General features: G+C 47.8%; 20 protein-coding genes and 1 tRNA gene. 11 read left to right on the forward strand and 10 right to left on the reverse strand.

Features of this window, described 5'->3' with window-relative positions; genetic code table 11:
* The first annotated feature begins 21 nt into the window (after positions 1–21).
* From MHH48_RS25020 to MHH48_RS25035, 4 genes are all read left to right on the forward strand, one after another.
* The gene (locus tag MHH48_RS25020) at positions 22–984 is read left to right on the forward strand and encodes an ABC transporter permease subunit (RefSeq protein ID WP_076325791.1); all 963 of its coding nucleotides are present in this window, start codon (positions 22–24) and stop codon (positions 982–984) included.
* Positions 985–996: 12 nt separating this feature from the next.
* Positions 997–1,878 carry a carbohydrate ABC transporter permease gene (locus MHH48_RS25025; protein WP_076325790.1) on the forward strand — a complete coding sequence of 294 codons (882 nt, stop codon included), beginning with the start codon at positions 997–999 and terminating at the stop codon, positions 1,876–1,878.
* 94 nt (positions 1,879–1,972) lie between these two features.
* Positions 1,973–4,345, forward strand: coding sequence for an AraC family transcriptional regulator (locus tag MHH48_RS25030; protein WP_076325789.1), 2,373 nt, complete (start codon positions 1,973–1,975; stop codon positions 4,343–4,345).
* Positions 4,346–4,408: 63 nt separating this feature from the next.
* Positions 4,409–4,747, forward strand: a complete 339-nt coding sequence (locus MHH48_RS25035) for a hypothetical protein (RefSeq protein WP_256720800.1) — start codon at positions 4,409–4,411, stop codon at positions 4,745–4,747.
* A 349-nt stretch (positions 4,748–5,096) separates the two neighbouring features.
* On the opposite strand, the gene MHH48_RS25040 is transcribed toward MHH48_RS25035, so the two are convergent.
* A complete protein-coding gene (locus MHH48_RS25040) occupies positions 5,097–5,450 on the reverse strand; it encodes a hypothetical protein (RefSeq protein WP_076325788.1) in 354 nt (117 codons plus the stop codon).
* Between the two features lie 274 nt (positions 5,451–5,724).
* Entirely contained in the window at positions 5,725–7,662 is a 1,938-nt protein-coding gene (locus tag MHH48_RS25045) for an alpha/beta fold hydrolase (RefSeq protein ID WP_076325787.1), read from the reverse strand.
* A 163-nt stretch (positions 7,663–7,825) separates the two neighbouring features.
* Here MHH48_RS25045 and MHH48_RS25050 point away from each other — a divergent pair, with 163 nt between their 5' ends.
* Positions 7,826–8,332: a MarR family winged helix-turn-helix transcriptional regulator gene (locus tag MHH48_RS25050; protein WP_076325786.1), complete on the forward strand. Its 507-nt coding sequence runs from the start codon at positions 7,826–7,828 to the stop codon at positions 8,330–8,332.
* Positions 8,333–8,688: 356 nt separating this feature from the next.
* Here the strand turns inward: MHH48_RS25050 and MHH48_RS25055 are convergent, their stop codons facing one another.
* Complete coding sequence (locus tag MHH48_RS25055; RefSeq protein ID WP_076325784.1) at positions 8,689–11,343, reverse strand: adenosylcobalamin-dependent ribonucleoside-diphosphate reductase; 2,655 nt, start codon at positions 11,341–11,343, stop codon at positions 8,689–8,691.
* Between the two features lie 415 nt (positions 11,344–11,758).
* Between MHH48_RS25055 and MHH48_RS25060 the strand changes: the two genes are divergently transcribed.
* The 3 genes from MHH48_RS25060 to MHH48_RS25070 all read left to right on the forward strand — a co-directional run bounded on the left by MHH48_RS25060 (position 11,759) and on the right by MHH48_RS25070 (position 15,767).
* On the forward strand, positions 11,759–13,516 hold the full coding sequence (locus MHH48_RS25060) for an SNF2-related protein (protein ID WP_076325783.1): 1,758 nt from the start codon (positions 11,759–11,761) through the stop codon (positions 13,514–13,516).
* A gap of 1 nt (position 13,517) precedes the next feature.
* Positions 13,518–14,480, forward strand: coding sequence for a YqhG family protein (locus MHH48_RS25065; protein ID WP_076325782.1), 963 nt, complete (start codon positions 13,518–13,520; stop codon positions 14,478–14,480).
* A 144-nt stretch (positions 14,481–14,624) separates the two neighbouring features.
* The gene (locus MHH48_RS25070) at positions 14,625–15,767 is read left to right on the forward strand and encodes a hypothetical protein (RefSeq protein ID WP_083659816.1); all 1,143 of its coding nucleotides are present in this window, start codon (positions 14,625–14,627) and stop codon (positions 15,765–15,767) included.
* A 237-nt stretch (positions 15,768–16,004) separates the two neighbouring features.
* On the opposite strand, the gene MHH48_RS25075 is transcribed toward MHH48_RS25070, so the two are convergent.
* A complete protein-coding gene (locus MHH48_RS25075; RefSeq protein WP_076325781.1) occupies positions 16,005–16,196 on the reverse strand; it encodes a YqzE family protein in 192 nt (63 codons plus the stop codon).
* Between the two features lie 150 nt (positions 16,197–16,346).
* Here MHH48_RS25075 and MHH48_RS25080 point away from each other — a divergent pair, with 150 nt between their 5' ends.
* Positions 16,347–17,150, forward strand: coding sequence for an N-acetylmuramoyl-L-alanine amidase (locus tag MHH48_RS25080; RefSeq protein WP_076325780.1), 804 nt, complete (start codon positions 16,347–16,349; stop codon positions 17,148–17,150).
* A gap of 328 nt (positions 17,151–17,478) precedes the next feature.
* Here the strand turns inward: MHH48_RS25080 and MHH48_RS25085 are convergent, their stop codons facing one another.
* Positions 17,479–18,360 carry a divergent polysaccharide deacetylase family protein gene (locus MHH48_RS25085; protein ID WP_076325779.1) on the reverse strand — a complete coding sequence of 294 codons (882 nt, stop codon included), beginning with the start codon at positions 18,358–18,360 and terminating at the stop codon, positions 17,479–17,481.
* A 169-nt stretch (positions 18,361–18,529) separates the two neighbouring features.
* Positions 18,530–18,613, reverse strand: a tRNA-Leu gene (locus tag MHH48_RS25090).
* A gap of 181 nt (positions 18,614–18,794) precedes the next feature.
* Here MHH48_RS25090 and MHH48_RS25095 point away from each other — a divergent pair.
* On the forward strand, positions 18,795–19,214 hold the full coding sequence (locus MHH48_RS25095) for a hypothetical protein (protein WP_076325778.1): 420 nt from the start codon (positions 18,795–18,797) through the stop codon (positions 19,212–19,214).
* Positions 19,215–19,298: 84 nt separating this feature from the next.
* On the opposite strand, the gene MHH48_RS25100 is transcribed toward MHH48_RS25095, so the two are convergent.
* From MHH48_RS25100 to MHH48_RS25115, 4 genes are all read right to left on the reverse strand, one after another.
* Positions 19,299–19,628, reverse strand: a complete 330-nt coding sequence (locus MHH48_RS25100; protein WP_076325777.1) for a carboxymuconolactone decarboxylase family protein — start codon at positions 19,626–19,628, stop codon at positions 19,299–19,301.
* A 75-nt stretch (positions 19,629–19,703) separates the two neighbouring features.
* Positions 19,704–19,922 (reverse strand): hypothetical protein, encoded by a 219-nt coding sequence (locus tag MHH48_RS25105; RefSeq protein WP_076325776.1) that lies wholly within the window; start codon positions 19,920–19,922, stop codon positions 19,704–19,706.
* A 119-nt stretch (positions 19,923–20,041) separates the two neighbouring features.
* Positions 20,042–20,371, reverse strand: coding sequence for a hypothetical protein (locus tag MHH48_RS25110; protein WP_076325775.1), 330 nt, complete (start codon positions 20,369–20,371; stop codon positions 20,042–20,044).
* Positions 20,372–20,582: 211 nt separating this feature from the next.
* Positions 20,583–21,152: a xanthine phosphoribosyltransferase gene (locus MHH48_RS25115; RefSeq protein ID WP_076325774.1), complete on the reverse strand. Its 570-nt coding sequence runs from the start codon at positions 21,150–21,152 to the stop codon at positions 20,583–20,585.
* A 250-nt stretch (positions 21,153–21,402) separates the two neighbouring features.
* Between MHH48_RS25115 and MHH48_RS25120 the strand changes: the two genes are divergently transcribed.
* Positions 21,403–22,449, forward strand: a complete 1,047-nt coding sequence (locus tag MHH48_RS25120) for a hypothetical protein (RefSeq protein ID WP_076325773.1) — start codon at positions 21,403–21,405, stop codon at positions 22,447–22,449.
* Positions 22,450–22,462 lie beyond the last annotated feature (13 nt).

Here is a 22,462-nt window from a genome sequence, read left to right on the forward strand (position 1 = left end):
TATTCAAAGAAGGAGTAAACCATGCCTAATGTACAGAGAAACATTGTGAAGACGGCAACGGGGAACCGGGCAGAGAAGAAATGGAGCATGATAAAAAAGGACATAATACGGAACCGCTACATTTATCTTATCCTGCTGCCCGTCGTTGCCTACTACATCGTTTTTCATTACGGACCCATGTATGGTCTGCAAATTGCTTTTAAAGATTACGGACTTGCCGACGGAATTTGGGGAAGTCCATGGATGGGTTTCGATCATTTTGAAAGTTTTTTTGGAAACTACTATTTTTGGAGACTGATTCGGAACACCTTGCTGATCAATATCTATGAATTGCTGTTTGCGTTCCCCGCTTCGATCATACTTGCCTTATTGCTTAATGAGATTCGCAGGAGTTTTTTTAAACGAATCGTCCAGACGATAAGCTATCTCCCGCACTTTATCTCCATCGTCGTTGTGGTCGGGATGATGATCGATTTCTTTGCCCGCGACGGTCTGGTGAATCAACTTCTTGGCATGATCGGACTTGAACCGATTGCCTTCATGCAGGAGCCGGGGTGGTTTCGGTTCATGTACGTCTCTTCCGGCGTCTGGCAGGGAATCGGATGGGGCTCTATTATCTATCTCGCCGCCATAGCCAACATTGATCCGACTCTCTATGATGCGGCCCGGATTGACGGAGCGGGACGATGGAAACAGACCTTGCATATTACCCTGCCCGGGATCATGCCGACCATTGTGATATTGCTCATTCTCAACATGGGATCCATGCTTTCCGTCGGGAGCGAGAAAATTATTTTGATGTACAATCCGATGACCTATGAGACGGCCGATGTCATCTCTACCTATGTATTCAGGAAAGGTATCCTGGGAGCCGATTTCGGTTATACCGCTGCCGTTGGGTTATTCAATTCGGTCATCAGCTTCATTCTGATCGTACTCGCCAATTCCATTAGCAAACGAGTGAGCGAACATAAATTGTGGTAAGGGAGGACCGGTATGTTTCACAAACGCAGCCTGGGTGAATCGATATTTTCCGTCGTCAATACATGTTTCATGCTCCTGCTTTGCTTCGTCACGCTTTATCCGTTCCTATACGTATTATTCGCATCTTTAAGCGATCCTGCAGAAATCGCCCGATTTCGCGGCATGCTGTTTTTCCCGACCGGGTTTAATCTGGATGCGTATAAAGCCGTTATAGATAATCCCATGATTCTGACCGGCTACCGGAACACCCTCTTCTATGTTGCTGGCGGCACAATCATTAACCTATTCATGACAACGCTCGGTGCCTATGCCCTTTCTCGCCGCAACGTCTATTTCAACAATTCCATCATGCTCATCATCGTGATTACGATGGTGTTCAATGGGGGGCTGATTCCAACCTTTCTGCTGGTGAACAGTCTCGGCATGCTGGATACGCCTTGGGCTCTTCTCTTGCCCGGGGCTATCAGTTCATTTAACTTGATCATTATGCGAACCGCCTTTCAAGCGGTACCCGTTAGTTTGGAGGAATCCGCGCGGATCGACGGGGCCAATGATTGGATTATTATGAGCAGAATCATTGTGCCTCTTTCGATGCCCGTTATTGCCGTCATGGTGCTGTGGTATGCAGTGGGACATTGGAATTCATACTTTAGCGCATTGATTTATTTGCGTGATCGGGAGTTATTTCCTCTACAGCTAGTGCTCCGTGAAATTCTGATCTCGAATAGTACGGACAGTATGACGACCGATGCAGCAGCCACAGATCGGTTGGACATCGGGATCACGATCAAATATGCGACGATTATCATATCTACACTTCCAATATTATGCCTGTACCCGTTTCTGCAAAAGTATTTTGTGCACGGTGTCCTGATTGGTGCGTTAAAAGAATGATCATCACACGAATCGGTCATCCAACGAAGGGAGCAAGCTTGCTCTTCCCGAATTATAGGGATGGAGCAAGCTTTTCTATACTAGGAGGATCGCCATGTTTTCAATCATTCGAAGAAAGAATGCCGGAAGCAAAAGAAGGAGCCTATTCATCAGGATGCTCGTATCCAATTGTCTTCTGCTCCTGGTTCCCATCCTGATTTGGTTTGTGTTCTATACCAATATTGAACATATCATGAAATCCAATGCGGAACGGTCCAATCTCGGCATGCTGGAGCAGATGCGTCTCAATATAGACAGCAATTTTAAAGAAATTGAACAATTATCCCATCAAATTATACTCAATCCGAAGCTGCGTTATTTATTGGATACGGAACACAAAGACTTGTCAGAACGGTATCATTTGGTCCAGTTTACAAGAGATTATTTAAACATGCATTCGAGAATTACCAAGGATTTTGTGTACGATTTCTATATTTTTTTGGACCGAAGCGATTCTGTAATCAAACCGAATCTCGTAACCGATTCTCACAACTTTTATGATAAATATTATCGCTTTGAACATCTGACCCATGAAGAATGGCGTAAGCAGATGACTAGCTATCATAGTCAAACATACCTGCCGTCCTCCACCTTACAACGAAACGGCTACCTGAAGGATGACCCCATGCAAGTGATTACCTTTATGCAATCGTTGCCGGTCGAAGACACATCCAATATTAAAGGGAATCTTACGGTTCTGATCGATGAAACCAAGATTCACGAAATGACACGACAAATCGAGTCCGCAAACGGGAGTTCCGTTTATATCGTGAACCAAAATCATGAACTCATCAGTAGTACCCCTGGTGCAAGTCCGTTATCACACTCGATATTGAATGAACTGAAGTCGAACTCCGGTTTACGCAATTACAATCTGAACGGTCAAGATGTAACGGTATCATTCACAACCTCGGGACAAGTCGGATGGTACTATATTGCTGTGATGCCTTTGAATATATATCTACAGAAAGTGAAACAAATGGAGCATCTTGCGCTGTGGCTTCTCTTGCTATGTATCCTTGCGGGGAGTGCAGCTGCATATGGAATCGCGTACAGAAACTATTTTCCAATCAAGAGAATGATAGAGGCGATTCAGGCCGGAAAGTCTCATCCACGTAAACCTGCTGTGAATGAATTTGACTACATCCTGGAAATGATGAAGATTTCCTGGGATGAAGAAAGGCATATTAAAAACAAACTGACTCAACAACTGCCCATTCTTCGTTCTAACTATTTGCATCGTGTGCTTCAAGGCTACTTTGAACCTCCAGAGCAAATGAAACAGTCGCTGGAATTTATGGGCATCCATTTTCCATTTCCTCATTTTGCCGTCATTCTCGTTCAAGTGGACGACATGTCCCGGTTCGCACCGAACCAAAGTGAAAAACAATGGGCATTGGTGCGATTTATCATCTCCAATCTGGCTGAAGATTCAATCTACGAAGGCCATACGATACATACGATCGACTTGGAGAAAGACCGGCTGGCCCTGCTCGTTAATCTAATGCCGGATCAGATGGATCATCCGGCTTGCCGGGTGAAGGACATCGTATCCGAATTGCATCGCATGCTGGAGACTAGGTTCAAGCTGGAGATCAGCATAGCCGTAAGCGGCGTTCATAAGGGCCAGCATCAGATTGGGGAAGCCTATTTGGAAGCGGCTGCCGCCTTAGAGTACAGGATGGTCAATGGGCAGCTGTCGACCTTTTACTATCATGATATTCGCCAGAAAAAGCTGCAATATTATTACCCCGTCGAAACCGAGCTGCAGTTAATTAACTGTATTCGAAGCGGCGATACAGAGCAAGTTATCCAACTGCTCACACAGCTGTTCGATCGAAATTTTCGCGACGAATCCATCACTCCGGAGCTTGGGAGGTGCTTATTATTCAGTCTTGCCGGTACCCTGTTGCGTATCATGGCATCGGATTCGGATACGCTGGCCTACCGGAAGCTTACAGAAGGTGACATCCACCCTGTGCGATTCCTGGTTTCCTGTAAAACAACCGACGAAATGTTTGAAAAAGCGAAGGACCTGTATGTATCGGCCGCCGAATCGTTCAAACTGGAACGAAGCGATCACAATGAACAGCTCCTTCTGCAAATTCAAACCTGCATTCAAGCGAATTACGCCGATCCAAACATGAGCTTGAATTTAGTGTCTGAGCATTTGCAGATCACGCCGCAATATATTTCACAATTTTTTAAAAGAGTGAGTGGACAGAACTTCAACGACTATCTGACTGTCGTACGCATGGATCACGCTAAGAAACTGATGTCGGATCCTGGGCTGACCAACGCACAGATTGCCAAGATGGTCGGTTATACAAGCGATACTGTTTTCATTCGGGTTTTTAAGAAGATCGAAGGCATTACTCCCGGTAAATATAGAGAAAGTATTACGAAATGTGCCGGATTAAATCAATAGGAATATATACCGCATTATTTTATATCGGCAGCACATCTCTCATTAAAAGACAGGATGTGCTGCATGATTACGGTCGCTTTTCTTGACGCGCTATCCGCCATTTTTCAATCCATGGGAGGGTTACTGCCAGGGATAGGCTACTTGATTAGTCCCCTCGCTACAGCCCCCATTGTGTTATGTACGATCCTTTCCGTCGGTTCCGGTCTGACCGCCTATTTGCTCACGATGTTGCTTCTCTTTTTTATCCAACCAAGCGAACTGATCGTTTTTCCTTTCACGACAGGCTTATTGGGGCTTGGGGTTGGCGGTTCGCTGATATATTTGAACATACGTTTGCCGGTCGTGATTACCGGGTCGTTGTCTTTGTGGGCAGGAATCCTTTTGTTGCTATACGTTTTTTGATTTCCTGTTCTGGGCCCGGCAGTTTCATCTACATTTAGCCTGAGTACGATCGCCATCATTTATGTGTTCTCGCTTTTCTACAGCTGGCTTTGGGTAGAAATAAGCAGGTATTACATTAAGAAAATAAGTAAAGGGATTACTTGATTAAGACTAGGCAATCCACGCTATCAGCGCCCACTAACCTCTTTCTTCTACCAGCTGTTAGTATCTTCTTCGAATTCCCCATAACTCCTGCCAAATAATTCTTCTAAAACTCCATTGTCAATTTTTTTGAACCGAGCCTTTTTCAATTAAAAAAATAAAACGGCCATACGATTGAGCTTGGCCGTTTTAATCTCTATGTCTTTTATTAATTGGCTTGATTCAAACTAACAGGTCCTAAACTACCATAAGACCCTTGGAATTGTCCTTTGAGGACATAAGTTCCAGGGCTAAGATAACCTACTGAATACTCGACAGGACTTGAAGAAGTTGGCCCAATATTCACGGTAGTCGTGAAGACTGTACTAAGTTGACCAGATGGTCCTTTCGAATAAAGCGTTAGATCAACGGTTTCATTCGTAGAACTCCATAGGCCAACACTTAATTTATATTGAGCTGGTTGGCTAACTGTCAAATCATGAGATGTTGCAGTATAGGCAGCAAATGCATTAGTAGAGAAAGAGAAGCACGCTAATAATAAGATTAGTACTACTTTTTTCATTTATTCACCTCCTTTCTTTCCTTCTTGATATAGAATGTCAGTAGAGAAAATATATGTAATGGTTAGATCATAAAGTAATATTTTAACTATTATACCAAAATAAATATTATATGCATATATATCGAAATTCTGAACAAAAAACGTTTGGTGTTGGTGGTACGGTTAATATATTGCAAAAAAAAGCACCGATTCCATCTGCAGTGCAGAGGAACTGGTACTTCTAGATTTCAGGTATTCGCTTCCCCCTGCATTACTGTAAATTTCCTGTGTGTGTTTAAGTTTGAAAAGGAACCAAGGTAGCCGTGTTAGCAACTCCAATCATCGTTATGATCAATGTATTCACCATTGCACCGAGCCAAATGTTTCCTGTCAGTTTGTATAGGCTTCGACTAATCATTGCCGCTGCAAATAATAAGAAAATAAAGGGAAGTAAAACCATGGGATAAAGTCTCGTCTCTTGCCAGAATGAGTTGCCCGTCATAAATAAAACAGCATACTGGATTCCATTGATCATCATGATTCCAAGCACATTTCCGAATCCAGCGACAATCATGTTTACTTTTTCAGACTTGATATTGCTGAAACTCAATTTGTTTATAAACAACGAGTTCGTCAGATAAAAAATGAAGAAGAATGGCAGGTAGTTCATCCACACCAAGAACTTATCTGAATGGAATGTAAATACCCCCAGTATCCATAATTTAAAATCAGCATTTAAGATGTATTCTGCCAAAAATACAACCGTAAAAAAGATTCCAAAGATACATAGAGCAAGAATAAAAGTCTTCATCAAGGGGTTCAGACCGATTTTTAATCCTAGATGTTGAATAGAAAGCTCAGCACTATTTCTTTTCTCCTGTCTATATTTCCAAATAACCAGGGCCAATCCAACAAGGCTATTAAAGATCGCCCATATCATAATATAGTTTGTAATCGGCTGGGGAAACCATTTTACAGACATGAAACTGGACGTGCTCTTAAAAATAAACCGGTCTAGTTTTAAGGCTACAATGACTCCAACTGCAGAAAACAGCCAACTAAGCAGCCAGCTTATCCAAAAAAGTCTGGTTTTCATTGTACTCTTTTCCGTTTGCATCGTACCCGTTAACGAACTTTTTTGTTCTTTTGTTAATTTTAACTGCCGGAAGTACGGAATTTTTAATAAGTAATAGGATGCCGGGTAAATCAATAGAAAGATGCCCAATAATCCGATAAAACTAAAAAGCTCTTTCCAGATCCATAGCTGATCGGTATTTTTTATTTTTGGCGAGAGCCCGAACGAATGGTTGAAAAAATCGACCGTTTCAGCAACTGTTTTTTGGGAAAAATGTGCCCACTCATGCGTTTGCTTAGGATTATGAACGACTCTCAGCGTCTGGCTTTCCGCATCCCCATAATATTGACCTACCTCAAAGCTTGACTGCTGTTCCTCTTTTGGAAAAATCGAGTTAATTGCGACTAAACCTTCAAGAGCATTGTTGGATAGATCACCATTTCCTTGGGACAAATCATAATTCCCCTCATCCAATTGACCATAAATAATTCCTAAGTTAGCGTGAATTTGGCTAAAAGCTTCTTCACTTGATAAACGGATATTTCCTATTGGCAGTCCTGCTGATACTTTATTCAAAGAATTTGCATATTCCAGTTCACGATCCGTAATGTCTTCTCCGCCTTCCGATTCCGGTGTTTTCGCTTTTTCCATTGCAGTATAATACTGTGAACCATAATGCATTAACGTCATCCATGTTGACATCCCCCCCATAGAATGTCCCATAACACCGATCCGATGGTTATCGATGTAATTCAGATTATGGTAGGCAAATTCCACTAGAGGTATCATTCCCTCCCCATTTGCAACAACTGCCTCCATTACCGGTTCACTCGCCGAGCTTGATTTTCCATGATAGTATGCATCGAATGTCATGACAGCAATTCCTCTTCGTGATAATTCAATGGCATTTACATTTTGCATATGTTTATTGTTTAGATAACCATGCTCGGTAATAACCAAAGGAACCTTGTTCTCTGCGCTCGATTGTTTAGGTTTATATATTTGTCCAGACAACCACTGTCCATGTTCAGTTGGAACCTTAAAATTAATAATTTCTGTCTTTCCAAAGGAAGTTTGCAAAAAACCAGATAAACAAACGCTTACAATAATCATAACGACAGACACAACAAATAACCTTCGTGTGCTCTTCTTCTCCATAAAACTCCTCCTCAAAATAAAAACAATATAGTTTCCTAAGTAAACTATATTGTTTTTATACTACACATAATAAGTGAAAGCAATATAGAATATATCCCTTTGTTGAATTTATTTTTTTTGATATAATTTTAAGAGCTAAATGAACAGGAAAAGAGTGATGTCTATGTCACTAGAATGGATGGGGAGAAATAGAATATTTGTCGAGAGGCTTGTAAAATTTGGTAATGCTTATGCGGACTCTTACAAAAAAGAGTATCCGTATAATACTCCTTTTTTATTTTCTGCTGCTCAAATTCAAGTACTAGAATATATATTGGAGAATGAAGATAAAAACCAAAATATGCTTGAAATTTCTAATCGGTTGGGAATATCTAAAAGCGCATTCTCAAAAAATGTTACAAAAATGGTGGAGAAAGGGTTTCTCGAAAAATACCATACCTCTGACAATAAGAAAAACATTATTATAAAGGCTACCCAAACAGGCAAAGAAGTATATGATCAATACGTACAATACGCTTATGAAAAATCCTTCAAGAAAATCTTTTCCCTGCTAGATGAAATCCCGGAGCAGTATATTCAGAAAATGGAAGCTATCTTAGATATCGCAGCTACGGCTACATCAGAAAAAACAAAGCAAAAGAAAGAGGTTAAACTCATTCGAATAGAGTAATAAGCGAAAACTTGGGATACAGCATATTAATTAATAGAAAGACATAAAAGTCAGCCTTTATTGGCTGACTTTTTTAATGAATGATATAGCATTCACTAATTGAGATATCATGTGTTCCAAGTCTAGGCAAATGACCGGTCTGTTCCACCATCATACAGAGCAACATAGGGGAGCTCCAACTGCTCCTCTCCCTTCCTATAACAACCGAGTAGGTAGGGCAGCTCCCCCTTCCACTCACACCACCGTACATGCTGGCCGTACGAAAAAAAGGAGATCCCCGCCTTCGCGGAAATCTCCAATGCCTTTAAAATGATCATTCATTATCTAATGTTTTCTAAACAAAGAGTTCAACTTCCTCACGAACACTTACTATACCCGCAATTCCCGCAAGTCTTGCATCCTTCGATGTTAATCAGAGACGCCCCGCCACAAGATGGGCATAGATCCAGCGACATGGAACTGCCGCCTGCGTGCGAACCATGTCCACCATATCCCGCGGCTATGGTCTCACTCCCGGCATCTGCATCAGCAGGCGCCATCGTGGCTGCGACCGGTGCCGGATCATGGTCATGATCCGCCCCAGCGTTGTTTGCCACGTGCGTTTCGAGCGCCTTCGCCACCGCGTCGGCGATAGATTCTACACGGTTTGCGCCGAAGCCGATCGCGCCGGTGCCGCCGATGCCCTTAAGGTGCTTGATCAACAGCTCCACCTTATTGCCATGGTCCCCGTAACGGAGGAACAAGGAGCAGACGCGGCCCAAGGCTTCCGCCATCGCGAACACATCCGATCCGGCCTTGCCGACGTTCAGGAAGATTTCGCTTGGAATGCCGTCCAGATCGTTGATCGTAATGTACGCCATGCCAAACGGCGTGTTCATTTTATAGGTTGCGCCGCGCAGCACTTGCGGACGCTTCTTGTATTGTTTATCCAGCCCGCTCTTGCTCGGTGAGGCTGTCACTGCCACGCTTGCAGCCGCCGGCTCAACGCTCGCCGCATCCTCTGCGGCTTGGCCTGTCGCGCTTTGCTCCAGCGCCGTGTCCGCAGTAGAAGCTGTTGTCGCTTCGGCGGCCTTATCTTCTTTTTTCTCCGTCTGCAGCACCTGCACGTCACGGCTGCCGTCGCGGTAGATCGTTACACCTTTGCATCCAAGGTCGAATGCCAGCTCATACAAACGCTTTGTATCTTCAACCGTGAAGTCCGACGGGCAGTTTGCCGTCTTCGAGATGGAGCTGTCTACCCAGCGCTGAATCGCCGCCTGCACGCGGATGTGATCCTCGGCAGAGAGGCTCATCGCCGTGACGTAATAATCCGGAAGCTCCTCGCCCGGATGGCTGTCCAGCCAATCCTGGGCAATCGGCACGAACTGCTCGTCGAAGCCGAGTCGGCTTTGACGGAAGTATTTGAAGGCAAAGTACGGCTCGATCCCCGTCGACGTTCCGACCATGGTACCCGTGCTGCCCGTTGGCGCTTGGGTAATGACGGTTACGTTGCGTGCACCTTTTTTGCGTACCGCTTCGGCAACTTCAGGATACACTTCGGTCATATTTTTCATGAAACCGCTTTGCAGGTACAGTTCGGCATCGAATGCTTGGAACGAACCCTTCTCCTCGGCAATATCCGCAGAAGCGAGATATGCTTCGCGCGCGATGAAGCCATACAGCTTATCCAGGAACTCCAGCGATTCCGGACTGCCGTAACGGATGTTCAGCTTGATCATCAGCTCGGCCAGACCCATCGTTCCGAGACCCACGCGGCGCTCTTTTTTCTGGTTCAATTCGTTTTCTTCAAAATGGTACGGCGTCCGGTCAATGACATTATCCAGGAAACGCACAGAGTAACGCGTCGTTGTCGCCAGCTCATCCCAGGCAACGTCATGATTCGCTTCATCATAGAACTTCGACAGGTTCATCGCGGACAGATTACATACGCCCCAGCCCGGAAGTCCCTGCTCACCGCAAGGGTTCGTACAGATAATTGGATTGAAATACCAGCTGTTGGACATCTGGTTATAGTATTCCATGAATACGACACCCGGCTCTGCCGATTTCCATGCGGATTCGATAATGGTATGCCAGACCTCGCGTGCTTTTACGGTTTTATATGGAATGATACGGTGTCCGGCTTTCTTCCATTTATCCAGATCCCCGTCCCACAGCTCATCATAATCAGGATCAGTAGTATCCGGGAACACCAGCTCCCAGTCCAAATCTTCCTTCACAGCCTTCATGAAATCATTGCTGACGCATACCGACAGGTTCGCGTTCGTGACTTGTCCCATCGTCTGCTTCACCGTAATGAAATCCTCCACGTCCGGGTGCCAATCGTTAATCATCAACATAAGCGCGCCCCGGCGGCTTCCGCCCTGCTCGATCAGGCCCGTCGTATAACTGAACAATCCGCCCCACGATACCGCACCGCTGGAGGAACCGTTCACGCCTCTCACGATCGCACGCCGAGGACGCAGGGAAGACAAGTTAATGCCGACACCGCCGCCGCGAGCCATAATCTCGGTCATCTCGCTCAGGGTTTCCATGATGCCGCCCCGGCTGTCCTTCGGCGAAGGAATCACGTAACAGTTGAACAGCGTCAATTCATCGCTCGCACCAGCTCCAGCTGCAATCCGTCCGCCCGGTACCAGCTTCCAATCATCCAGAATCTCGCTGAACTTTCCGCGCCACTCTTCCTGCAGTTCCGGCGTTGCCTCAACCGATGACATGGCAGCCGCGAGTCGATCCCACATTTCTTCCGGCGTTTTCTCGATGGTTAACGTTAGTTTCTCCACATCCGATTCCACAAGCTCGCCCTTCCGTGTCTTCACCGTGACCTTGCGGCCTTCGCGCTTCACGATTTCGCCAACTTCCTTGGTCGGAAATTTAGGATCATCCTTCGTCAAAACGAGCACCACATCGCCTACCTTCGCGTTATTGGTGTCCGCATCCTTCCAGGCATACCGGTCCAAAAAGATCTTCTCGCTTAAACCTTCCAGCCGCTGATTCTGCATCGTACTCAAGAGCAACTACCTCCTATATAAGATATAAAATTTAAAAAGATTCCCAAGTATATGTGCTCACCAACAACATAACCTGTTATGTAGCCGGTCAAACATCCTAAACCACTATATACACCATATATAGTGCTACCAATTCATTATACTACACTATATATAGGTTAACTATGCCGATAATGTGAAAATTAAGCCAACAGTTCCAAGCTCCCGCTCGCAAGCTTCCGCTTTCTTCCTCTCGCTCTCTTTTTCGCCCTTTCCTATGAAAAAAAAGGATGAAAATATCCAATTCCAGCAGCCGTGCGCCCTATAGGGTATTCCGCGCCTCCCGAATTCGTGCAAGGTTATGAAGACTTCTTTTTTCGTCCATACTACATATACACCGCTGGCCCGGAATCTTTCACAACAGGAGGAGATCGACATGAACCAACAGCTATCTGCCGACTCAGGCATGATTATCGACCCGCGCCTTCCCGTTCCTTTGCAGATCGACCGTTCCTGGTTTGACGATCTCGCCGGACGACTGGGCAAAGGCGGCCCTTGGGGGGACTATCGTCTGGCCCAGCTTGCCGTGGAGGGCGAGAAATCCCGCTTGGTTACAAGCTTTGAAGAATTACAATGCCTCAAGCACCTTGGCGGCTTATCCCCGCTCCCCCATCAGACCGATACCGCAAGACGCGTATTGTTCGAGATGTCGGGCAGAGCGATTCTGGCCGATGAGGTGGGACTTGGAAAGACGATTGAAGCCGGCCTTATTTTAAAAGAATACATCGTGCGCGGCTTGGTATCCAAAGTGTTGATTCTAGTTCCGGCTTCCCTTGTGCTGCAATGGGTTCGCGAGCTAAACTCCAAGTTCGGCATTTCTGCGATTGCGCAAAAAAAAGCGTACTCCTGGGGCAATGACATCGTTGTCGCATCCATGGACACGGCCAAACGCGATCCGCATCAGGAGATTCTGCTGAACGAGGAATACGATATGCTCATCATCGATGAGGCGCACAAACTCAAGAACAAGAAAACATCCAATTATCAATTCATTCAAAAGCTGCGCAAAAAATACTGCCTCTTGCTGACGGCCACGCCGGTGCAGAACGATCTCAGCGAGCTCTTCAATCTGATCACTCTGCTGAAGCCGGGCCAGCTCGGAGGCCAAGGGCAGTTTGCCGCTAATTTTGTTGTCGATAAACGAAGACCCAAGAACCAGGATCAGCTCAAGGATGAGCTGTCCAAGGTCATGATCCGTAACCGCCGCGGCGAGGGCGAAGTGAAATTCACCAAGCGATCCGTCCGCAATGTAGGGCTTAGCCTTTCGCCCGAAGAACAGTCATTATACGACGGCGTTACGTCCTTCGTCAAAGATCAGTATCAGGCAGCAGGGGGAAATTTAAGCAGTATGCTGTCACTCGTTACGCTCCAGCGTGAAGTGTGCAGCAGCCGCGATGCCGTCTTCGTGACTCTTGTTAATCTGTCCAAGAAGCTGCCCGAGGACTCTCCGCTGCGCGATAAAATCTGGGAGCTCGTCTATCTCATCAAGGCCATCAAAGCCAACACCAAGGCGGAAAAAACCATCGAGCTCATCCAGCAAATGAACGAGAAGGTCATCGTATTTACGGAGTACCGCGCCACGCAGGAATACTTGCTCAATTATTTTCGCGATCACGGACTGATCTCCGTACCGTACCGAGGCGGAATGAACCGCGGCAAGAAGGACTGGATGATGGATCTCTTCCGTGGCAAGGCGCAGGTCATGATCGCGACGGAAGCTGGCGGCGAAGGCATCAATCTGCAATTCTGCCACCATATGATCAACTTTGATCTGCCCTGGAATCCCATGCGGGTTGAGCAGCGGATTGGACGCGTGCATCGTCTCGGCCAGACCAATGACGTGAAGATCTACAACCTGTCCACGTCGGGAACCATTGAAGAGCACATCCTGAACCTGCTGCACGAGAAGATCAACATGTTCGAGATGGTCATCGGCGGACTGGATGTCATTCTGGAGCGGTTCGAAAAGAAGGAATCCATCGAGAAGAGTCTGTACAAAATCATGCTGGAGTCCGGCAACGACGATGAGCTCCGCCAGCGCATCAGCACATTGGGCGACTCGATTCACCATATTAAACAGGATATCGAGCAGGGAAGCACCGTCGAAGAAAATCTAAGAGAGGAAGAAGCCTAATATGACCATGACGCCGCAGGAGGTGCAGCAGCACTTCATGGCCTATTTGGAAGCCACCGAATGCACCGTCATTGAAAAATCGCCTGAGCATGTCACCGTGAAACTGTCACCGCAAGCCGACAAAATGCTCACCAACCGCCCGTATTACTGGGGCTTCGTGGAACGTACCGGCGCTCCCGCCGAAACGTTGTCCTTCAATTTCGTGTTTGATCCGGAGAAATACGACGAACGGCTTGCAAAGACCCAAGCAGCCGAGGCCAAAGCGCAGCTCGCGGCACCCGCGCAGGATCCCCTCCTGGCCCGCTTTTACGGGAATGCCCCAGTTCTGCCTATCCTCGGTCCCGGCCGCATTCAGCGGGAGAACATTGGCTACGGCAGCAGCCGGCTCGCCCAAATCTGGAATGCTTCCCGGGAGGAAGGCAAATGCGTCTACCTGTTCCAGCAGCGCGATACCGAGCCGCGTCCGAGAGCCCGTTCCACTCCGTATGAGCAGTGGCTGGGCGTCTGCTTCAAGGTGGAGTTCAGCTGTGATCTGAAGCGGGAGGAATTGTTTTTTCTCGGAATCTCATTATCTAGTCGTGCGATTGCCCATGACTTCCCGGCGATCCTGATTGGACGCGAACTGACGCCCCGCTTGCCCGAGAGCGTTCACGTCCGACCCGCGGCTCTTACGCTCGAACAGGCCGTAGATGTGCTGGAGAACCATCTTATCGACAAGATAAGCAAGCTGGACTATGACTGGGCCACCAAAGCAAGAGAACGTCTTGAAGAAGAACTGCTGGTGATCGACAGCTATTACGAGGACCTGCTCAAGGAGCAGGATGAAGAGAAAAAAGCGCTCATTGAGGAGCAATATAAGAACCGTCGGTCGGAAATGCAGTGGCAGTACGAGCCGAAAGTGAGCTTGTCCGTCATAACCTGCGGTCTATTTCATCTGTGTTCGCCTGTGGGTGCGTCATCATGACGCCCCTCTACAAAAGCAGGCAAAAAAAGAACCATTCTCCCTTCTCCTACCGCGACAGCTTGCAACAGCCTTTGCAGAGCTTGTCCGATATGATGATTTCAATACATCCACGGCGCGTAGGGCCAAGGAAAGGCGGTTAATGATTTGAAACAGTGGAACATGAAACTTCATAACCATGATGACAAGGATTGCAAGAATTCCCAGCCAAAATCAACCGATAACAAACAGACCAGCCGATATCGAATGCTGTCTGTCTCTATGATCGTAACAACTATCCTGTGGTTCAGCTCGTTCCAGCCGCAGGCAAGCTTGGCTGCCGCTAGCCAAGCCGACGTTTCCAATTCTGCGAACAGCCCTAGTCTGACCAGCACCAGCACTCAGCTTACAGCGGATCATCATAGATCAGGCGTTTCAGATGTTAATCAGAACAACGCCGTGGCTCAGGTACCCGGGAGTTTGATGGACTTTGCGGAGGAGACTGTCGCTCAATTATCGGCCCATGCGCCATTTACGACCTGGGATGAAGCCAAGCTCGAATTCACCCCGCTTGGTCCGGGTACGCACGGCTGGTTGGTCACGATTTCCGATGAAGGACTGCCGCAAGGATACATGATTATCAGTGCAGAAGAAGACGGTGGATATATCCTGAGTGAATACGGAATCGGCTCGACTCTTCCCTACAGCCAAGCGCCGTTGAAAGAACGGCTCTCTGCGGAAGGACTTGTGAAGGTCGGAGGATCATTGCCTCAAGGAAGCATCGTGCGCAAGCTGTATGACGTGTCCCCCGTCTGGCAGGTCCAGCTGCCCGGCAAGAAGCCGATTTATTTTAATGCACTAAATAGTGAAGCTCTCCCGGATGAGCCCCAGCAGACGCATTCAACGACGAAGCTGGTATCCGTATCTCTGCCTGCAACAGCCAAAGGACTCGTGGCTTCATCCACGTCCAATCATTGGTTTGCCGCCACTCCCTCCATCGCAACCGGCGACTCCATGGATCCTTACGATAATCTGCTGTGGCTGGCCTCAAGCGAACTAACGACCCGAAGCAGCGCCGATCTGCGGAATTTACTACAAGAGCACTCCACCCTGATATTCAAGTCCAAAAAAGGCAATGCCGCTTACGGCGCACCTTTTAACTTAACCGGCTGGCATCGCTGGTCCCCGGCGAATCAGGAAAACCCGGCTGCGCTTTATGTGTCGGTTCCCTTACGGAATACAGACACTCTCCGTTTCTTGCCGGCATCCCGGTTAATCGGACAAGGTCAATTCTATGCTCAGCCGAAATGACACGGGTTAAAGCAAGCAGCCCTCATCCATGCAATATGCCATGACTGACAAAAGGACGCGGCCCTTTAACGGGAAGCGTCCTTTATATTTTTTCAAAACGGTTTATGGTTGTGCACTCAGCACTCACAAGGGTCTACAGCCATTCCAAAGCATGTTTCGAACCTGACATCGTGCGTAACAGGAAGCAATACGCACGATGTACAAAATGCGACTTCATGAAGGAACGTGCAGCAGCTGCTACTTTGCCCTTTTTTTGCGCTTGGTGGTTACATCTTCTTTCCATAGCGACATGGAGAACGGAATCATGCCGAACCACCTTGTGGTCCAGGATTCCTTCACCTTCGCCTTGCGCCGAACGTCCTTGGGCGTATCTATATAATGAACTACGCGCTCGGTAATGTACTTGATTAAATCATCGCCGCTAGCCATATGAATCAACTCCTTATGGTTTATCCACATCCCAATATCAGTTTGCTCCATTTCGATCGATTCTAGACGCACGCATTTGAACGGCATGATTTTTCCGCTAAATGCACATTCTAATAAAGCCGAAATTTTACGTGAAAGAAGGAATCCATCATGGTTAAGGCAGCAGGGGTGTGGATGCTTCTCTTTACGCTGGCATTCCCGGGTTCTGTCACCGAAGCCTGTCCAGTGAAGAAGCATGCCATGACGCATCCCGCAAGAACCGTTCATCAGACATCGATACAGACAGCCCGGCTTACGTCCGAAACGCCGGAATCCACCCACTCATCGGGTCAGGAAATCGACCAGTCCAAGCTCCGGCACCTGCACCCTTTTGCACATGATGTCGTTCTGATCGATGTGGGTCATGGCGGCATTGACGGCGGTACTTCGTATGGGGACATTCTCGAAAAAGATATCAACCTGGCCATTTCACGCAGAGTGTTCATGCTGCTTCGCAAGGAGGGTTATCATGCCGTGCTGAATCGCGATGCCGATTACGCCCTTAGCGACGACAACCGCTGGCATCGAAGCTCCTCCAGACACCGCCGGGATCTGTCGCAGCGTAAACAGCTCAGCAGCGAGATCCCGACCAAGCTTGTAGTCAGCATTCATGTGAATTGGGGAAAGAACTCCTCCAAGCGCGGAGGCATCGTCCTGCATCAATCCGAGGGACGGAGCACCCTACTTGCGGACACCATCCAAGAGCAGTTGAATCTGGTTTACCGCAACAACAATGGCATCATGATAGGCAAGCCGTATTATCTGCTCAATCAAACCCAAGTGCCCGCCGTCATCGTTGAAACGGGTTTCCTCAGCAACATGGAGGACCGGAACTTATTGACCAGCCGCAATGGTCAAATGCAGATTGCCGAGGCCATTGCCGACGGGATTATCGGTTATTTAACGGCCCTGTAGTTTGGGGCTGTTTTTTGTTTTCATCCTACCCGGCTCAGTAGCCAACACGATTCGGAACGGAAATCATCTGTTCGGGACCTTTTCGGGGTATTCCGATTACGCACAGCGCGTCAGCAGCAACATTAGCGAGATCATTCACAGCATGCGTGGCCGCTGCCTCAACATAAGAACAGCCTTCCATACAGGGAACGGAATCACCGGGTCCTTGTCTGGAAGGCTATTTATTTTTTATGTCTATACAAGATATGGGCTGACCTTTGTCGGATAACCTTTTATCGTCCAGTTTCTCACAACATGGCAAAAAATCGCCATCAGTGCTGCTATTGCACTAATACGCAGGCAGCGGATTCGGCCGCCAGCTTGATCGTTCCCTTACCAGATCGCTGATACCTACAAACTCCACCTTCGTCTGCAGTTTAGGAATGCTTCCTTTTAGCGCTTCTGCCGTGCGGATTCCATACACGCCAACGTGGCCTATTGCAATGCAGGAAGTTCTCTCTTCCGCATGCTGTGCTGCGGTCTGCAGCTGCTTGCTCACGTGCTGAACGGTATGAACGTCATCCAGGAAGATATCGTTGGCGATGGATGGCATCCCCTTCTCCGCTGCCAGTTTGCCAACCACACTGTAGTAATTCGTCTTGCTGTCGATAAAAAACAGCCCTCTCTCCCTGCATACGTCGAGTACGATGGACATGACTCGTTCATCCCCGGTAACCTTGGAACCCATATGATTATTAATCCCTACAGCGTAAGGAATTGAATCAATGGCCTCTTCCATGCGTTTACGAATCTCCTCATCGGTAAGCGAGCTTAAGATGGCACCCGGTCCAAGCCAGGAAGCTCGCCCCTGCTTAGGCTCCATGGGCATATGGATAATCACGTCATGGCCTTGCCGATGTGCGGCCTCGGCGTCCTTCACGCTTGTGGGCAAAAAAGGCATCACAGCGACCGTGATTTTGACAGGCAGACTGAGCATTTCCTGAGTCCCTTTCTGATCATTGCCAAAATCATCGATGATAACGGCTAGCTTATTCGTTTTCTTTTCCTGGCCGGGTCTGTTGCGCCCGGATTCTTCGTACACTTGGTTTGGCTCCTGACGTGACAGATCAGTCCAAGCAACCATCCCTGCACCATAACCTATCTGTGGTCCGTTCACGATCCCCCATACCATACACAGCAGGATCACCGAATTTTTATATACCTTCCGCATCTTGACGCCCCTTTCCACTCCTATTCATACATACCTAACCGTATTGTTTGAGTAAAGTTGATCAAATATGTAAGTCAGAAAGTAAATGTTGCCGGTTTGCCGTCCAAGTTTCAACACAAAAAAGCTCGCAAACTGCTAAAAAGCAAGTTTACGAGCTTCTTCATAAGGATGCGGTCGAGAGGACTCGAACCTCCACGGGGGTTAGCCCACACGGACCTGAACCGTGCGCGTCTGCCAATTCCGCCACGACCGCGTATCATACTCATCGCTTATAGGAGACAAGCTCTTATCAGCGGCGACAAGATACATAATATCACGCCAGGTAAATCGAGTCAACACTTTTTTTGAACTTGATTAAAAACCTGTTTTCCGGTTAAAATAAGAACATAAGTTCCTATCCAATAACCACTTTCTATATAAAGGCGGTGATGTTGATGGCCATACCGGCTGTTACGACAGAAGAACGAGCATTGATCAAGAGTTACCTGCTGCTGATGTTCATCCATAAAGTGTTTGAAAGGGATTGCCGAATCATTCAGGAGAGCGGTGTCTTCAAGAGCCCGCAATTGTATGTAGAGGTTGTGGGGAACGGAGCCAAGCGTGCTGCTGTGCTTCTTCGTGAGGTGAAACAGGAATTCACCAAGCGGGCGATCAAGGTGTATGATATTGGGCAAAACCAGGATGGAATCCAGGCGCGATATGCATGCCGGGGTTACATTGGTTCGATGAACATTCTATGGCCATCCTTCCGTGAGGAGATGATGGACCGCATGCGAGCCTATCTTGGGCTGGTCCCGCCCGAGACCGAGTCCTCCGAGCAAGCCCATCCTCCTGCCGCTGTTTCCGCCCGCTAAATCGCCGCCCTTTAAACAGAGAATAACCGTCTCCCCCACTGAACAAGAATGCTCCGGATGAGACGGTTATTGGTAACACGTGAATCAATGAAGATTATGCTGTATGCGGGTCAGTCCCTGCGAGAGAGCATGTCCCGCACTGGCGGCAGACGCCACGGCTACAGCCTCCATTATCTGAGTATCCGAGGCTCCCTTCGCACGGGCTTCCTCCATATGATAGAAGGTGCACAGCTCGTTATTGGCGAACAGTCCGATCCCGAGCGCGATCAGCTGCTTCGTTCGCTCATCCAGCTCGCCATCCTGAAAGCAAACGCCGGTGAACTGATGATACGCCTCTGCCATCTCCGGCATGCTCTGCTTCAAATTCAGAATTTCATTCTTATAAGCCGAGACCTTGTCATTGGACATTTCCATAACCCAAAGCAACTCCTCCACAAAAATTTGATGCGAGGTTAAGTTGTCCGAGAAGTTCGAGATCTATGCCTACTCCTACTCTTCGATCGGGCTTACTCTTGGATCTTTTTTAAGCTGGTAGCTGTAGCGGCGATCCAGTTTAACGACCCGCCGATTTCTACGGCGTATTATGACCTGCTCCGGGTCCCAGGCGACGACAAAGCCTATAATATCATTGGTCTCCAAGCCATCTCGCACAACCCGAACCAATTCGCCGGAGAGCCGCAGCTCATCGAGTCTTTCATCGCTAATCATCACCATACCTCCTCCATAAACGTACTCTGCAAAAAAAGACCTAAATGAGATCATTTAGGTCTTTTGAATGCGTTGCGATATCGATAAACATCCCGACTAAGAGATGTTCTATATACCCATTAACGCTGTGCCGGCTCGATGCTGTCATTCTTCTCGTACCAAAAATCCAGAACGGTTGAAGACATGACACGCTTCTCGATATATTCTACCTGCTGAGGCGTAAACTGTTCCTTCCATTCGAAGGAAACCTCCTTACACAATCCGGCAATCGTCAGCAGTTCTGACCAGGCAACATAGCGTTTGTACCAGAAAAACTGAGGATGTTCAATCATATAGGGATATAGATCATCAAACTCCGTATGTTTACAATCCAAAGCACGTTCAAAATGTACCTTTGCTTCATTCAGCTTCTCGATCAAAAACGGCTCGGTTACAGGTTGTTTCCCCATGGTGCTGCCTCCTCTCTCTTGCCTACCTCTTTATTATAAGCGAAAATCACGGAGGCGAAAAGATTTTGTTGTGATTTTAGGCAGAAATCCGATGAACATTGACTACGAATTTCCATTTTTCCACTTCCCCAAAGCTAGGTGGAATCGTTCATGACTTAAGGCCTAATCCGTCGTTGCTCTATCGCTAACATGCCAAAGAAGATGCTAAGTTTTAGCTGAACGTAATCTTGCCGTCCTCAAGCGACGAGATGGTAACAAGCGATTCCACATGAACATTCTGTTCGCGCAGCGTTCGCGCTCCGGCCTGGAAGCTCTTTTCAATCACAACGCCAAGCCCGATTAATTCCGCCCCTGCTCGTTCAATAATTTTGATCAGGCCTCTTGCAGCGTCCCCGTTCGCGATAATGTCATCAATGAAGAGTAACTTATCCTCTTCACCGATAAACTGGCGCGATACCATAATGTCCGTGACAATGCCCTTGGTAAAAGACGGAACCCGCTCACACAAGGCGTCTGGATCGGCGAGCAGCGTTTTTTTGCGCCGGGCGAATACCATTGGAACTCCCAATTCCAGCGCCGCGGCAAAAGCAACAGAAATGCCGGAGGATTCCAGCGTTACGACCTTGGTCACACCGCTTTCTTTAAATCTCACCGCGAATTCCCGACCCATATCCATAATTAATGCCGGATCTACTTGATGCGTCAGCAAAGCATCCAGCTTCAGCACCTGATCCGACAACACGACACCTTCTTTGATGATCCGCTCCTTCAACCAATCCATCCAAAAGACCTCCCACGATTCCTTTGTCGTAAAAGTACCATATTCCACTCTATACGGCAAGTACAAACGGGGACTCCGTCATTTAACTGTACGATTCTCGTCACAATTCCTGACATGAATCTCCGCTACCTGGCACTAACCCGTGTCACGCCTCCGGCAAAGGACCTGGACAGGTAGGAGTCATGTCCCAGCTGAGCCAAGCATACCTTGTACTATGCAGAACGATTAACTTTCAAGGGGGATGCGGGGCTTGCGTAAATCTATTCGTGTTTTACAGATCGCCTTTACATATATCGGAACCATCGTCGGCGCTGGCTTTGCGACCGGACGGGAAATCCTTCAATTCTTTACCCAATATGGACACTGGGCTACACTGACCATTCTGCTTACGACAGGATTATTTATTTGGCTCGGCACGAAAATCATGACGATATCCAGGCAGATCGGGGCAAAATCCTTTGAGGACTTGAATAAATTTCTGTTTGGAGAGAAAGCCGGCGTCTGGATCAGCCTCTTTATGTTTGTCATTCTGCTCGGGGTGAACAGCATCATGCTTGCCGGCGCTGGCTCTGTTTTTGTGGAGCATCTGAACATGAGCTATCAGACCGGGCTGTTTGTCACGATGATCGGAACCTATTTCATTCTCAGAAAAGGCATCCAGTCTATCATGACGATGAACAGTCTTGTCGTGCCCATGATGCTGACCTTATCGCTTGCAATTATTTCTCAGACGATTCAGACGCCGGGGGCCACCCGTTTCTTAACCTTGACTACGGACCATAGCCTGCCTGCGGTTTGGCTGGCGCCCCTGCTCTACACCGCATTTAACCTGGTTATGGCGATGCCGGTGCTGGTCCCACTCGGCAGCCAGACCGAAAGTGCGCGCACCGTAACCTGGGGAGGTATCATTGGAGGTACGGGCGTAGGGTTTATGCTGATGGCAGCACATTTTGCGATGTCCGCCCACATGCCCGGCATCGCCCAATTCGAAATCCCGATGGGCAGCATCGCCAACCAGTTGGGCTGGCTCGTGCAGATCATCTATCTCATTCTGATCTTCCTTGAAATTTTCAGCACCTTCGTGGCCAATATCTACGGGATTACCCTGCAGGCTCAGCAGCGAACCTCACTCTCGCCCAGAGTGATTACCCTTGGCATTATGGTGTTCTGTTATTTCTTCAGCCAGTTCGGGTTCAGTTCCTTGCTCTCTCTCCTCTACCCGATGTTTGGGGGAATGTGTCTGCTCTGGGTGCTCCGGCTAACTTTGTTCGGAACCCCCGATATCAGGGGAAAATAAAGGGGCTTTCCCA

Origin of the sequence: Paenibacillus sp. FSL F4-0100 (genome assembly GCF_037993005.1) — a bacterium.
GTDB lineage: Bacteria > Bacillota > Bacilli > Paenibacillales > Paenibacillaceae > Paenibacillus_AQ.

Bases quoted from the DNA above. Each gene is read 5' to 3' on its own strand.
- MHH48_RS25020 (WP_076325791.1), top strand. From the start codon at position 22: ATGCCTAATGTACAGAGAAACATTGTGAAGACGGCAACGGGGAACCGG.
- MHH48_RS25025 (WP_076325790.1), top strand. From the start codon at position 997: ATGTTTCACAAACGCAGCCTGGGTGAATCGATATTTTCCGTCGTCAAT.
- MHH48_RS25030 (WP_076325789.1), top strand. From the start codon at position 1,973: ATGTTTTCAATCATTCGAAGAAAGAATGCCGGAAGCAAAAGAAGGAGC.
- MHH48_RS25035 (WP_256720800.1), top strand. From the start codon at position 4,409: ATGATTACGGTCGCTTTTCTTGACGCGCTATCCGCCATTTTTCAATCC.
- MHH48_RS25040 (WP_076325788.1), bottom strand. From the start codon at position 5,450: ATGAAAAAAGTAGTACTAATCTTATTATTAGCGTGCTTCTCTTTCTCT.
- MHH48_RS25045 (WP_076325787.1), bottom strand. From the start codon at position 7,662: ATGGAGAAGAAGAGCACACGAAGGTTATTTGTTGTGTCTGTCGTTATG.
- MHH48_RS25050 (WP_076325786.1), top strand. From the start codon at position 7,826: ATGTCACTAGAATGGATGGGGAGAAATAGAATATTTGTCGAGAGGCTT.
- MHH48_RS25060 (WP_076325783.1), top strand. From the start codon at position 11,759: ATGAACCAACAGCTATCTGCCGACTCAGGCATGATTATCGACCCGCGC.
- MHH48_RS25065 (WP_076325782.1), top strand. From the start codon at position 13,518: ATGACCATGACGCCGCAGGAGGTGCAGCAGCACTTCATGGCCTATTTG.
- MHH48_RS25075 (WP_076325781.1), bottom strand. From the start codon at position 16,196: ATGGCTAGCGGCGATGATTTAATCAAGTACATTACCGAGCGCGTAGTT.
- MHH48_RS25080 (WP_076325780.1), top strand. From the start codon at position 16,347: ATGGTTAAGGCAGCAGGGGTGTGGATGCTTCTCTTTACGCTGGCATTC.
- MHH48_RS25085 (WP_076325779.1), bottom strand. From the start codon at position 18,360: ATGCGGAAGGTATATAAAAATTCGGTGATCCTGCTGTGTATGGTATGG.
- MHH48_RS25095 (WP_076325778.1), top strand. From the start codon at position 18,795: ATGGCCATACCGGCTGTTACGACAGAAGAACGAGCATTGATCAAGAGT.
- MHH48_RS25100 (WP_076325777.1), bottom strand. From the start codon at position 19,628: ATGGAAATGTCCAATGACAAGGTCTCGGCTTATAAGAATGAAATTCTG.
- MHH48_RS25105 (WP_076325776.1), bottom strand. From the start codon at position 19,922: ATGATTAGCGATGAAAGACTCGATGAGCTGCGGCTCTCCGGCGAATTG.
- MHH48_RS25110 (WP_076325775.1), bottom strand. From the start codon at position 20,371: ATGGGGAAACAACCTGTAACCGAGCCGTTTTTGATCGAGAAGCTGAAT.
- MHH48_RS25115 (WP_076325774.1), bottom strand. From the start codon at position 21,152: ATGGATTGGTTGAAGGAGCGGATCATCAAAGAAGGTGTCGTGTTGTCG.